At 46.9% G+C, this 13,046-nt stretch carries 15 protein-coding genes and 1 riboswitch; of the genes, 14 read left to right on the forward strand and 1 reads right to left on the reverse strand.

The annotated features are described in order from the left end of the window. The first annotated feature begins 276 nt into the window (after positions 1 to 276). The 12 genes from ACR32F_RS00150 (at position 277) to ACR32F_RS00205 (ending at position 11,611) form a co-directional block, all read left to right on the forward strand. Entirely contained in the window at positions 277 to 1,047 is a 771-nt protein-coding gene (locus ACR32F_RS00150; protein WP_440115066.1) for a TatD family hydrolase, read from the forward strand. Between the two features lie 241 nt (positions 1,048 to 1,288). Continuing rightward, positions 1,289 to 1,541, forward strand: a riboswitch (cyclic di-AMP (ydaO/yuaA leader). 272 nt (positions 1,542 to 1,813) lie between these two features. Continuing rightward, positions 1,814 to 2,998 (forward strand): ubiquitin-like domain-containing protein, encoded by a 1,185-nt coding sequence (locus tag ACR32F_RS00155; RefSeq protein ID WP_440115068.1) that lies wholly within the window; start codon positions 1,814 to 1,816, stop codon positions 2,996 to 2,998. A 155-nt stretch (positions 2,999 to 3,153) separates the two neighbouring features. Continuing rightward, positions 3,154 to 3,699 (forward strand): ribonuclease M5, encoded by a 546-nt coding sequence (gene rnmV, locus ACR32F_RS00160; RefSeq protein ID WP_440115071.1) that lies wholly within the window; start codon positions 3,154 to 3,156, stop codon positions 3,697 to 3,699. Positions 3,700 to 3,703: 4 nt separating this feature from the next. Beyond that, on the forward strand, positions 3,704 to 4,606 hold the full coding sequence (rsmA, locus tag ACR32F_RS00165; RefSeq protein WP_440115073.1) for a 16S rRNA (adenine(1518)-N(6)/adenine(1519)-N(6))-dimethyltransferase RsmA: 903 nt from the start codon (positions 3,704 to 3,706) through the stop codon (positions 4,604 to 4,606). Positions 4,607 to 4,665: 59 nt separating this feature from the next. Then, positions 4,666 to 5,562: a sporulation peptidase YabG gene (gene yabG, locus ACR32F_RS00170; RefSeq protein WP_440115075.1), complete on the forward strand. Its 897-nt coding sequence runs from the start codon at positions 4,666 to 4,668 to the stop codon at positions 5,560 to 5,562. A 153-nt stretch (positions 5,563 to 5,715) separates the two neighbouring features. Further along, entirely contained in the window at positions 5,716 to 5,991 is a 276-nt protein-coding gene (veg, locus tag ACR32F_RS00175; RefSeq protein WP_053778931.1) for a biofilm formation stimulator Veg, read from the forward strand. Positions 5,992 to 6,233: 242 nt separating this feature from the next. Next, positions 6,234 to 6,407 (forward strand): small, acid-soluble spore protein, alpha/beta type, encoded by a 174-nt coding sequence (locus tag ACR32F_RS00180; protein ID WP_186328011.1) that lies wholly within the window; start codon positions 6,234 to 6,236, stop codon positions 6,405 to 6,407. A gap of 149 nt (positions 6,408 to 6,556) precedes the next feature. Beyond that, on the forward strand, positions 6,557 to 7,411 hold the full coding sequence (gene ispE / locus ACR32F_RS00185) for a 4-(cytidine 5'-diphospho)-2-C-methyl-D-erythritol kinase (RefSeq protein ID WP_440119624.1): 855 nt from the start codon (positions 6,557 to 6,559) through the stop codon (positions 7,409 to 7,411). Between the two features lie 97 nt (positions 7,412 to 7,508). Then, positions 7,509 to 8,336 (forward strand): pur operon repressor, encoded by an 828-nt coding sequence (gene purR / locus ACR32F_RS00190; RefSeq protein ID WP_440115078.1) that lies wholly within the window; start codon positions 7,509 to 7,511, stop codon positions 8,334 to 8,336. A gap of 188 nt (positions 8,337 to 8,524) precedes the next feature. After that, entirely contained in the window at positions 8,525 to 8,809 is a 285-nt protein-coding gene (gene spoVG / locus ACR32F_RS00195; protein ID WP_017691372.1) for a septation regulator SpoVG, read from the forward strand. A 356-nt stretch (positions 8,810 to 9,165) separates the two neighbouring features. After that, positions 9,166 to 10,557 carry a bifunctional UDP-N-acetylglucosamine diphosphorylase/glucosamine-1-phosphate N-acetyltransferase GlmU gene (gene glmU, locus ACR32F_RS00200; protein WP_440119625.1) on the forward strand — a complete coding sequence of 464 codons (1,392 nt, stop codon included), beginning with the start codon at positions 9,166 to 9,168 and terminating at the stop codon, positions 10,555 to 10,557. Positions 10,558 to 10,657: 100 nt separating this feature from the next. Next, positions 10,658 to 11,611, forward strand: coding sequence for a ribose-phosphate diphosphokinase (locus ACR32F_RS00205; RefSeq protein ID WP_440115080.1), 954 nt, complete (start codon positions 10,658 to 10,660; stop codon positions 11,609 to 11,611). A 155-nt stretch (positions 11,612 to 11,766) separates the two neighbouring features. On the opposite strand, the gene ACR32F_RS00210 is transcribed toward ACR32F_RS00205, so the two are convergent. Beyond that, entirely contained in the window at positions 11,767 to 11,967 is a 201-nt protein-coding gene (locus tag ACR32F_RS00210; RefSeq protein WP_024633712.1) for a hypothetical protein, read from the reverse strand. Positions 11,968 to 12,107: 140 nt separating this feature from the next. Between ACR32F_RS00210 and pth the strand changes: the two genes are divergently transcribed. Both pth and ACR32F_RS00220 read left to right on the forward strand, forming a co-directional pair. Then, a complete protein-coding gene (gene pth / locus ACR32F_RS00215; protein WP_440115082.1) occupies positions 12,108 to 12,668 on the forward strand; it encodes an aminoacyl-tRNA hydrolase in 561 nt (186 codons plus the stop codon). Between the two features lie 96 nt (positions 12,669 to 12,764). Further along, positions 12,765 to 12,995 carry an anti-sigma-F factor Fin gene (locus ACR32F_RS00220; RefSeq protein ID WP_440115084.1) on the forward strand — a complete coding sequence of 77 codons (231 nt, stop codon included), beginning with the start codon at positions 12,765 to 12,767 and terminating at the stop codon, positions 12,993 to 12,995. The last annotated feature ends 51 nt before the right edge of the window (positions 12,996 to 13,046 follow it).

Genomic DNA, 13,046 nt, shown 5'->3' on the forward strand with positions numbered 1-13,046 from the left:
GATACAGTAATCTGCTTTAATGGAGAGTATATGTAGATCGACATAATTTTGTAATCAGAGCATTTTGGAAACATCTGATTTGGCCGGAATTTAGCTATATATAGATTTAAAATCGCAGGATATCTCCATATGTTGATGATGTGCCTGCCAAGTAAAGGAATCAAGTCATGAAAATGGACTAAAATTTAAATCTTAGGAATTCATATGAATTTAATTTCGGTAATGATTAGTTGAGAAAAGGGATAATATTTATTCGACACGAAGGGAGCAATATACATGATGTTATTCGACACACATACTCACTTGGATGCACCGCAATTCGACGAGGACCGCGAGGACATGATTCAGCGTGCTGTGGATGCAGGGATTGGCCGTATGATCAATGTTGGCTTTAACCGGGAGACCATTCCATCCACGATGAAGCTGGCTGAGACCTATGATTTTATATACGCAGCTGTAGGTTGGCACCCGGTAGATGCGATCACGATGCAGGAGGGCGATCTGGAATGGATTGCATCTTTATGCAAGCATGAAAAAGTGGTTGCCATCGGTGAGATTGGATTGGATTATCATTGGGATACTTCGCCGAAGGAAGTGCAGCACCGCGTATTACGACAACAAATTGCTCTGGCTCGTGAAGTGAATATGCCTATTGTGATCCATAATCGGGATGCGCACGAGGATATTGTTAAGATTTTGCGTGAAGAGAAGGCGGGCGAGGTAGGCGGAGTTATGCATTCGTTCTCTGGGAGCTGGGAAACGGCGAAAATGTGCCTGGATCTGGGCTTTCATCTGTCCTTTGGTGGGCCAATCACGTTCAAAAATGCAAAGCAGCCCAAGGAGGTACTTGAGAAGGTCCCTATGGATCGGTTTTTTCTCGAAACGGACTCTCCTTATTTGACACCTCATCCTTATCGTGGCAAACGAAATGAGACAGCGCATGTACGTCTGGTTGCGGCAGCAGCTGCGGAAATTAAAGGTATTTCCTTAGAGGAAATTGCTGCAATAACAACCAAAAATGCCATGGAACGATTTGGGATTCGTTAAGATATCGAGTAAATCAGGTGAAAAAGGGAGTTAAGCGGAGTTAATTTGCTCTTTGATCCAAATAAATCAAGAATATTACAATATTTTAACCAAATATTCAGAAAAACGTACTTGATCGATGCTTTACAACATGCATCAAAACAGGATATCATCTTTTCAGTGAATTGTTGCGCGGAAAATTGGACAGATGTTCGGGGGATGAACAAAGGGACACTTTCCGATGAAACAACATTACTTTCATGAATCAGTCTCGCTGAGTCTCCGTTAACGGAGAGCGGGGGAACCAATAGGGCTTAAACATCGGTGGAAGTAACCGATGCGCAACATTCGCTGACCCAAAACAGCGAATGGATCTGCGAAGCCGTATTTGATTTCTTCTTTGGGTCTCGGGGTGAATTCAAGGGCGTCCGCCATGAGCGGATGACCTGAGATAGGGCGGCTCTCTTTCGCCCGAACCCGACAGCTAACCTCGCAAGCGGAAAAAGAGAGGCAACCTCGTGCATGAATTTCCGATATTCAAAATCATTCGGAAGCCACGAAAGAGTTCCTCTTAAACTCTTTCTTTGGCTTTTTTGTTTTTGAATAAAAGAAAGACAGTCATCATACGGTAAGTATTCAGGACGATGACATCATGTTGCGAAGATTGGTTCATGGTGCAGAACCGGTTATGTTAGTCTAACCTGTGTTCTGTAGAAAATTTGGTATAGTCACGTCAAAGACATCATGCATTACTTTAGACGGCGAGGCTATGAAGGAGGACGGAGAAGTGGGCACATTCCAACCAGAAGAGACCCATGAGTCACGATCATCCAGTAAGTCTTTCGCGTTGCGGTGGAAGCATGAGAACTTGCGTCAAATGGCATTGATCGCGATTTTCTCAATTGCGCTTACAATCATGATCTTGTTAGTCGTTTACGGTCAGGCCGGGAAGCAAATTTCACTGGTTATTGATGGCAAAGCTCAAGCGGTAGAGACTCGTACAGGAATGCTTCAAGAAATGTTGGAGGAGCAGTCAATCACAGTCAGCCCTCACGATCAGGTATCCATGCCCTTGAACGGGGCCATTGCAGATGGAGACCGCATCGTTATTGAGCGGGCCGTTCCAGTTAATATTACGGCAGACGGAAACACCAAGACTCTGTATACAACCGATTCATCGGTCCAAGATGCGATTCAAAAATCAGGTATTCAGATTGCAAGTAAAGATAAAGTGTATCCTGCACTTGGGACCAACATTAAAGCGGACATGAAAATCCGTGTAGTGCGTGTAACAAAGCGTACAGTAGATGTGAAACAGCCGGTTGCTTATAAAGTGATCAAAACGGCTGACCCTAGCTTGTACAAAGGCGACAATCGCGTCGTTGTCAGTGGTAAAGAAGGCACCATTGTACAGCATATTGAAAAGGTGTTCCAAGATGGAGAATTGGTCTCCAAAAAAATGGTTGGCAAATCGGTTGCTAATAATCGAGTTGATAAAGTGATCGCTGTTGGCACCAAGGCTAAACCAGTCGTGAAAGAACCGAAGATTCAGACGGTATCGGCTAAAACATCTACAACCAAAAAAGCAACGACAACGAACTCGAAGAAAACATCTGCCTCGGGCAGCAAAGTAGTTAACGTATCGGGGACTTCTTTTAAATACTCCAAAGTCCTTAAGAACGTATCCATGACTGCCTACTCTTCCGAAGAGCCTGGCATTGGTACTAAAACAGCTTCCGGTACTCGTGTAACGGAAGGGCGCACCATTGCGGTTGATCCTAAAATCATTCCAATTGGCTGGTGGGTCTATATCGAAGGCCTTGGCTTCCGTCGTGCGGAAGACACAGGTGGTGCGATTAAAGGCCACAAAATTGATGTGTATTATGATAGTGTAAAGCATGCCCTGAATTTCGGACGTAAGAAAGGCAAGACGGTTTATGTAATCGGTCCGGTGAAGCCGGAAGCGAACTAATTTCGTTTTACTTTGAAATGGGAATGCTATAAAATAGTTGCATGATTGATTCATGCGGAATATGCGGCGGAGGGGTCTGAATGCAGTCTCCCCCGCCGTTTGGCAGAGAAGAGGATATTCCTCTTCTTTTTGCGTTAGAAAGGAAGAAATGGAACATGATAAAAGAAGTCATCGTGGTGGAAGGACGTGACGACACCGTAGCCATTCGTCGCGCGGTCCAGGCAGATACAATCGAGACAGGTGGATCTGCAATCAACCAGCGCATTCTGAAGCGGATTGCGCTCGCTCAAGAGAGACGTGGTGTCATTATACTGACAGACCCGGATCATGCCGGCGAACGCATTCGTAAAATTATTGCCAATAAAGTCCCAGGCTGCAAGCACGCCTTCATTCCGGAAGCCGATGCAACGCGCAAAGGGGACATTGGGATCGAGAACGCCTCACCGGAGGCGATTCGGCATGCTCTGGCGCGCGTACATACTTCATACGAGGGTGCCCCGAGCCTGATCGATTGGGAGGACCTGATTGCCGCAGGGCTTATCGTACACCCGCAAGCGGCTGCACGGCGCATGGAGATGGGCAATCTGCTGGGTATTGGATATTGTAACGGCAAGCAGTTTCACAAACGTCTGAGTGTATTTCAAATTACACGGGAAGAGTTCTCCGCAGCATTAGCGCAAATTGAACGTGAAGGATTGTGAGCATATGAAGGACAAGGAAGAAACGATAGAAATTGCAACGCCCAAACGAACCAAAGAGATTATTCAAAGACATGGATTCTCATTCAAGAAAAGTCTGGGTCAGAACTTTCTGATCGATCAAAATATATTAAACAAAATCGTTAACGCAGCCGATTTGGACGAGTCCAAGGGGGCACTGGAGATTGGGCCGGGTATTGGAGCACTCACAGAGCGATTGGCTCGGGTATCTGGTCCTGTCACAGCCGTAGAGATTGACCAGCGTTTGATCCCTATCCTAGGAGAAGTGATGGAGCCATATCCGAATGTACGTGTGCATCATGGGGATGTGCTGAAGCTTGATCTGGCCGAGCTGTTCCGCACGGATTTTGCAACAGTGGATAAAGTAAGTGTAGTAGCAAATCTGCCTTACTATGTAACGACGCCAATCATGATGAAGCTCCTGGAAGAGAAGCTGCCGGTAGACAGCATTGTTGTCATGATTCAAAAGGAAGTGGCTGAACGTATGGCTGCTGCACCGGGATCGAAAGACTATGGCAGTCTGAGCATCGCAGTTCAGTACTACAGTATGCCTGAGCTCGTGTGTATTGTGCCTCCTACGGTCTTCATTCCGCAGCCTAATGTGGAGTCAGCTGTTATTAAACTCAAGGTACGTGAGCAACCACCAGTTGAGATTCCTGATGAAGCACACTACTTTGAAGTGGTACAGGCTTCTTTTGCCCAGCGGAGAAAAACAATCTCCAACAACCTGAAAGCCCGCTTCTTTACAAAGGAGAACAGGGAACAGGCAGACCAACTGCTGGAGCAGGCAGGAATTCAACCGTCCCGACGCGGAGAGACGTTAAGTCTGCAGGAGTATGCTACACTCAGCACCGTACTGTGGGAAGCAGGGGTACGCGCAGCGCTGTAAAATTCGAATGAACCAAACCGGGTCTTTGCCCATACGATGGGGTAGAGGTGATTACGTTGATGAATATCGGAGACTTGGTCGTTCGGAAGTCATACGGCGGAGATGTGACTTTCCGGGTAGAAGGCCTTCAGTTGGACGGTGCGATCATTAAAGGGACCGAGTTCCGACTGTTAGCCGATTCCCCGATGGACGACTTGATACAGGTTCCCTACGAGCCGCAAAGTGCCAAGACCAGGCAAGCGCATGTGAAGGCACATCAGACCCTCTCGCGCTTGCAACAGAATCGAATGGAACAGGCTGAACGCAACCGCGCAGGTCTGGTTCAGGAATGGTCTGCTCAGCAGGACCCCGCTTATTTCGAGATGCCCGGCAAAGTGTTGCATTTGGACGGCGATCCCAATTATCTGAAGAAAAGCATGAATCTCTATGAACAGCTTCGTGTTCCCGCAGAAGGACAATATGTTCATGAGTCGGCTATGGCAGATACCTTATACCGTCTATTACCTAAAGTACGTCCTGATATCGTGGTCATTACAGGTCACGACGGGGTGCTGAAGACGCGTCAGCCTTATGATTTATATAGTTTGGGGAGCTATAAAAATTCCCAGAATTTTGTGGCGGCTATTCAGGTTGCAAGGCAGTATGAGCGGCACCTAGACGCGCTCACCATTGTAGCTGGAGCCTGTCAGTCCCATTTTGAAGCGCTGCTGCGGGCTGGGGCAAACTTTGCCAGTTCGCCGGGACGAATTCTTATTCATGCCCTTGATCCCGTATATGTGGCAGCCAAGGCGGCTTTCACTTCGGTTCGGGATACGGTGAACATGAATGACGTTCTGCATAATACGATCAGTGGCAGCCAGGGTGTGGGTGGTGTTGAGACACGGGGCAGTTACCGGGTAGGTCTGCCAGGGTTAAATGATTTGTCAACGTTAAAAGTGAATCCATCAGCCGTCTGATGATGGCAGAAAAAAGCCCTAATAAGGGGCTTTTTTTTGTTTGGAAAAAATTCATTGACAACAACTTTTTGATACTGCTATAATAATTAGTTTTGATTTGACAATGACTGTAAAATCCGGTATAATGGACAACAAAAGAGGTGGTCGTCGACAATGGCTAAAAACACGCTATTGGATATCAAACGCAATCTCGATGCTCATATTGGTCAGAAAATTATGCTGCGGGCTAATGGTGGCCGCCGTAAAACCATAGAGCGTACGGGTGTATTGGAAGAAACGTACCCTTCTGTGTTTATTGTTAAGCTTGACGAGGAGCAAGAAACCTTCAAGCGAGTATCTTACAGTTATGCTGATATACTTACGGAATCGGTGGAAGTCATGGTATTTGATCCAGGCAGCCAGACGCATAGCTCCTACATGGAGACGTAAGCATCGTTTTACAGCGATCTGCCCCCTGGGCAGATCGCTTTTTTATTTTCGGCTGATTAAATGCTCGATTCATTACGAAACCATATATGATCAGGAATGAGTCAGAAGAGGAAGCGGCATACTATCTGAACAGGCCAAGGTGTTTTTCCGCGAACGAATGGATGGAGCCCGGCCTGGGGACAATATAGTCCCGGATATGAGTGGACTTATCATGACTGATATATTTTGGAGGAGGATGGTTCATGAGCCGAAGAAGAAGTGTGATGTCGGAAGATCTCAAGAATGAGCTGGCGAAAGACTTGGGTTTCTATGATACAGTTCAGCAAGAAGGCTGGGGCGGGATTAAAGCCAAGGATGCAGGCAACATGGTGAAACGCGCCATTCAACTTGCCGAACAAGCAGCACGCAAATCGTAATCCGTTTCAATCGGTTTGGAGAGCGGGGCAATCCGTAAGGAATGCCCTCGCTTTTTCCCCATGGATACGGAATAGAAATGACTTGACAGCCCCATTTTGATATAATATGTTAAGTTGTCTTAGGGAAAAGGTGAGGACGGGTGAACGCCTTGAAAATTTACGAAAAAGCGCCTGCTAAAATTAATTTGATGCTGGACGTTTTACATAAAAGAAGAGATGGATTCCATGAAGTCGAAATGATCATGACGATGGTCGATCTGGCGGATCGACTGGAACTATCGGAGTTGCCACGCGACACGATTTTCATCTCCAGTCAGGCCGGTTATATTCCGCTGGATGAGAAAAATCTGGCTTTTCAGGCAGCCAAACTGATCAAAGATCGTTATGACGTGCGTACTGGAGTCCATATTCATCTCGACAAAAAGATTCCGGTGGCCGCCGGACTTGCCGGGGGCAGTAGTGATGCAGCGGCGGCGCTACGCGGATTGAACCGCCTATGGCGTCTGAACATTCCGGATCACGAATTGCAGGAGCTTGGAGCTGAGCTTGGTTCTGATGTTCCTTTCTGTATTACAGGAGGGACAGCACTTGCCACAGGACGTGGTGAAAAGCTGACACCGATGCCTAATCCTCCTCAATGCTGGGTGATCTTGGCCAAGCCGCCAATTAATGTGTCTACAGCGGATGTCTACGGACGATTCCGCAGTGACAAGATTGTTCGGCATCCGAGTGCTGCCAAAATGGAGCAGGCCATTCGCAACCAATCTTTTGCTGAAGTATGCAACCAGATGGGCAATGTGCTTGAAGATGTGACGCTGAAGCTATATCCGGAAGTTCAGCATCTGAAAGATGCAATGATTCGGTTGGGTGCAGATGGAGTGTTGATGTCAGGCAGCGGTCCTACCGTGTTTGGACTAATCTCGAAGGAGTCTAAGGTTGCACGGATCTACAATGGCCTGCGTGGCTTCTGCAAGGAAGTATATGCAGTACGCATGCTGACTTAAAATTCGCTTTTATAATGTACAAACACGTATAAAGGTGGTATATTCTTAAATAATTATTCGGATTTAGACGTTTCCGTGATCGTGAGGATGGATCTCTGTGAAGAAATTAAAACGAAGCGCAAGGCTGGTTGAAATGACGCAATACTTACTGTCCAGACCACATACGGTTATTCCGTTGACCACGTTTGCCGAACGTTATGGAGCCGCGAAGTCATCAATCAGTGAAGATTTGGCGATTATCAAGGAAGTGTTCGAAGAAGGTGGGTCGGGAGAACTGCACACACTGGCCGGAGCAGCCGGGGGAGTGAGATGGATTCCGAAGGTATCCAGAGAACTGGCATTGGCATTTGCCGAACGACTCTCGACCCAGCTCGCGCAGCCGGATCGGATACTGCCTGGAGAATACCTGTACATGTCCGACTTGCTTGGACAGCCCGCACTGATGAATGAAGCCGGCAAGATTTTTGCGACGGCCTTTGGCAATATGAATATTGATGTGGTCATGACGGTAGAGACCAAGGGGATTCCGCTAGCTTATGCGACTGGAGCCCAGCTAAACCTGCCTGTCGTGCTCGTTCGCAGGGACCATCAGGCTACAGAAGGATCAGCCGTAAGTATCAATTATGTATCCGGGTCCCACAAAAGTCTGCATACCATGTCCCTGTCCCGCAGGGCAATGCGTGAGCACTCCAGAGTACTCATTGTGGATGACTTTATGAAAGCTGGAGGTACCGTTCAAGGCATGATCGATCTACTGGCTGAGTTTAATGCAACGGTAGCCGGGGTAGGGGTTCTGGTGGAATCGGGTTCGGTTGATTCTGAAGAACGACTGTTGACCGATTATGTATCTCTCGCGAAACTGACAGCGGTTGATGCGAAGAGCAGACTGATTTCGGTGAAACCTGGCAACTATTTTGACCTGTAGAATTATGACGAATTACATGTCGGGAAAGGTTCTATTCCATCGACCTGGCACTAACGTTGTCGAATTGTGTATTAAATAAAAAAATTCCTGAAATTAGGACATTTTTGTGGTTATAAAAAGAAGGAGTTCGTATAGGCTGTGTGGAATTATACACCAAGTTCAGATGGAAAAAGGTGGTGAACACACACATGCAAATTACGGATGTCAGACTCCGCCGTGTTAACTCTGAGGGGAGAATGAAGGCTATCGCATCCATAACCATCGATAACGAATTCGTCGTTCATGACATTCGTGTCATCGATGGGAACAACGGAATGTTTGTTGCTATGCCGAGCAAGCGGACTCCTGACGGAGAATTCCGTGATATCGCCCACCCGATCTCTTCCGGTACTCGTGAAAAGATTCAGGCAGCAGTATTGACTGAGTATGATCGCGCTGCAACTGAGGAAGAAGTCATTGAAGAAGGTGCCTGAGAACATTATTGGGGTTCGAAGGAAAAGAGAGCCATGTCTTATGGCTCTCTTTTCTTTTTGACCGGAATAAGATATATTCAGTATTGAGTTTATTAGCAGAGAATAAAAAAGCGCAGCGTGCGCTTGGTGGCAGGGCGGCATCTTAAGAATCATGGGATTCGGTTAAGCTCGCAGGTACACGGCGTATACATATAGGTCACGATTCGATGGTGTCCGCGTTGTTACGCGTGATTACAGAGACAGCAGGCGATGAACAAGACCGGCGTAGAGCCGGCTGAACGATACTCATCGGATATATACAGGTAAGGTCTATCGATGGGGGTATTCAGAATAGGAGGTCGTGAATTTTGAAAAGAATGGCAATTGTTCTTGCTGCAGGGCAAGGCAAACGGATGAAATCTAAATTGTACAAAGTACTGCATCCCGTATGTGGTAAACCTATGGTGGGTCACGTGCTGGATGCAGCTCTACGTGCAGGCGTTGAACGCAGTGTCGTCGTGGTTGGTCATGGTGCCGAAGCGGTGCAGTCATTTTTGGGTTCCAGAGCAGAGTATGCTCTCCAAGCTGAACAACTGGGAACAGGACATGCAGTGAAGCAGGTTAAATCTCTGCTTGGCGGGGAAACAGGTTCTACCATTGTCGTCTGTGGAGATACGCCACTTGTGACCAGTGAGACGCTGGAAGGTCTGATGAAGCTTCATGAGAGTCGCGGAGCAGCAGCGACGGTACTTACGGCTCATTTGGACAATCCCAAAGGATACGGTCGCGTCATTCGTGGAGAAGATGGTTCGGTACAGCGGATTGTGGAGCAGAAGGACTGCACGGAGCAGGAAGATGCTGTGAAGGAGATTAACACAGGCACGTACTGCTTCGATAATGCGAAATTGTTCGCTGCACTGGAGAAAGTGACGAACCAGAATGCCCAGGGAGAGTATTATCTCACTGACATCGTTGGCATTTTCCGTAATGATGGAGAAGTAGTTGAAGCGTACATGTCGGATGACATCGCTGAATCTATCGGAGTTAATGATCGACTCGCCCTTTCACAAGCGGAAGCTTTCATGCGTGAACGCCTAGCTGTACGACATATGTTAAACGGTGTTACGATCATTGATCCGTCATCGACATATATCGGAGCGGATGTTACGATTGGAGCAGATACCGTATTGTATCCGGGAACTATCCTCAAAGGTACGACTTCGATTGGTGAAGCATGCCATATTGGTCCTCAGGCAGATGTGGAAGACAGCATCATTCAGGATGGGGTTACGATCAAGCATTCCGTATTGTCCCAGGCCGAAGTTGGTACTGATGCTACTGTAGGTCCATTTGCTTACTTACGTCCAGGTACCAAACTGGGTCGCAACGTAAAAATTGGCGACTTTGTCGAAGTGAAAAATGCTACAATTGACGAAGGCTCCAAAGTGGCTCATCTCAGTTATATTGGTGATGCTAAAATAGGAAAAAACGTAAATGTTGGATGTGGGGCAATAACGGTTAATTATGATGGATATAATAAAGCTGTAACGACGATCGAAGATGATGCGTTCGTAGGCAGCAATGTTAATCTGATTGCACCCGTTACGGTAGGAAAAGGCGCATATGTTGTTGCGGGCTCTACCGTTACCCATTCTGTTCCCGAGAACGATCTTGCCATTGCTCGTCCACGCCAGGAGAATAAGCCTGGATATGCGGAGAAAATTCGCGGGCGTGCCAAAGCCAAGAAACAAAATGCCAAACCCGAATAAGGGGTATTGATATTAAGATTGCCTCCTGAATATCGGGAGGTGCCGACATGTCGCAGACGCTTATAGATTCCAATGAACCAGCACGGAGGGTTTTTATTTTATGACTTATTTTGATTCGAAATTAAAAATATTTACTTGCAATTCTAACCCCAAGCTCGCCCATCAAATTGCTGATTATATCGGAATTCCTATGGGTGAATCTCACACGACCAGCTTTAGTGATGGTGAGATCCAAGTGAAACTCTCCGAGAGTGTTCGGGGCTGTCACGTTTATATCGTGCAGTCCACTTGCTTGCCGGTTAATGACAACCTGATGGAAATGCTCGTAATGATTGATGCACTCAAACGAGCATCTGCCAAGACGATTAACGTCGTAATTCCGTACTATGGCTATGCAAGACAGGATCGCAAGGCACGTTCGCGTGACCCGATTACAGCGAAACTGGTTGCCAACCTGATCGAAAAAGCCGGTGCAACCCGTGTAATTGCAATGGACTTGCATGCCATGCAGATTCAGGGATTCTTCGACATTCCGGTCGATCATTTGCTCGGTGTGCCGATTCTGGCTCAATATTTCCGGTCGAAACAGATCGAAAATCCGGTCGTTGTATCGCCTGACCACGGCGGCGTAGTGCGCGCTCGTAAACTGGCGGACTTCCTGAATGCACCTCTCGCGATTATCGACAAACGTCGTCCAGAGCCGAATGTGAGCGAAGTGATGAACATTATCGGTAACATCGAAGGCAAGACAGCTATTCTGATCGATGACATCATTGATACGGCGGGAACGATTGTGCTGGGAGCGAATGCTCTGATGGAAGGCGGCGTGAAGGAAGTCTACGCTTGCTGTACTCACCCGGTATTGTCCGGACCTGCGATGGAACGCTTGGAGAATTCACCATTGAAGGAAGTTATAGTAACGGACACCATTCCGATTACGCATGCCAATCCGACAAGCAAACTCAAAGTGTTGTCTGTAGCGCCTTTGCTCGGAGAAGCCATTATCCGTGTTCATGAGGAATTGTCAATTAGCAAGCTGTTTGAAATTGAATAAGGATGTCTGCATAAAGTAGTAGAGGGGTTACGTTTTCCGGATCAATGGAAAATGTAACCCCTGTCGGCGTGCCGTTTTAATAAAAGTGAAACAGACGCTGGTCAGTCCATATAAGTTGAACTAAATTACACAAATCACTCGTTCAACTTATATGGTTAATACCCGGGGCGGGAGATGAAACGGAACCGACGCCGATGAAAAAGAGTGTCGGCAATTTCGACAAATTGATTATCGAAACGTGTGATAAGTCCGATCTCAATATGGGTATCGCGGTCATATACCTGTACAGGTACGTGATATTCAAGGTGATAGATAAAATCGCTATGTTGAGTCAGTTGTCCGTTGTCTTCGCGCAAAACCCGCTCACCTTCCTGGGTTGATGAAATAAAAACTGTGAAAATTACAGTAAAATAGGAACCTTACTTTTCTGATATTATATGAAATATAACATTCGAAGTCTATGCTGCACCTCAACTGATCCTAAGGAGGGAACGAGATGAAGTGGATTGTCGGCCTCGGGAATCCGGGCCCAAACTACGCCAAAACACGTCATAATGTAGGTTTTATGGCACTTGATCGATTAGCGGATCGTCATAGTATCTCCATTACGCAGAGCAAATGTAAGGCGTTGATTGGAGAGGGAAACATTGGCGGCGTCAAGACCGTGTTAATTAAACCAATGACGTTTATGAACCTGTCTGGTGAATCGGTTCGTGCATATATGGATTTTTATAAAGTTAGTCTGGATGACCTTATTGTTGTCTATGATGATATGGATACAGAGCTTGGTAAAGTCAGATTGCGTTACCAAGGTAGTGCTGGAGGTCATAACGGAATCAAATCGATTATTCAGCATACGGGTACTCAGCAGTTTAACCGGGTGCGTATGGGAATATCAAGACCAGAACCAGGACATGCCATTGTTGATTATGTTTTGTCGACATTTATGAAGAAAGAAAAGGAAGCACTCGATCAGACCATTGAACAAACCTGTGACTCACTGGAGCATAGCTTAACCCACACGTTTGAACAAACGATGGCTAAATTCAACGGGTAACCTTTATACGGGAGCTGGAAGAATGGTCACCACCCGGGTTCGATTCAGTCTTATTGGGCATACTGGATGTATAAACCATGTTCAGGAGGCATAAACATGTCAGTGAATTACGTGTGTAGGCATTGCCGTACCTTTATTGGACGAATCGATTCTGCCCGGATAACGGAAGCACAACTGGGCTTTCATTTCTTGACCCCCGACGAGCGGAGGGATATAATAGCGTATAATTCCGGTGGCGATATTACGGTCCGGATTACATGTGATTATTGCAAGGAGGCTCTGGAGCACAATCCCGAGCTCAGCCTGCTCGCGAGTCCGCTTCAATAAGGTTCTCGCCTGCAGCAAGAACCGATGACAGATGATGGCGGCTGCGGAATA

This window comes from Paenibacillus hebaui (assembly GCF_051934385.1).
In the GTDB taxonomy this organism is placed as follows: domain Bacteria; phylum Bacillota; class Bacilli; order Paenibacillales; family Paenibacillaceae; genus Paenibacillus.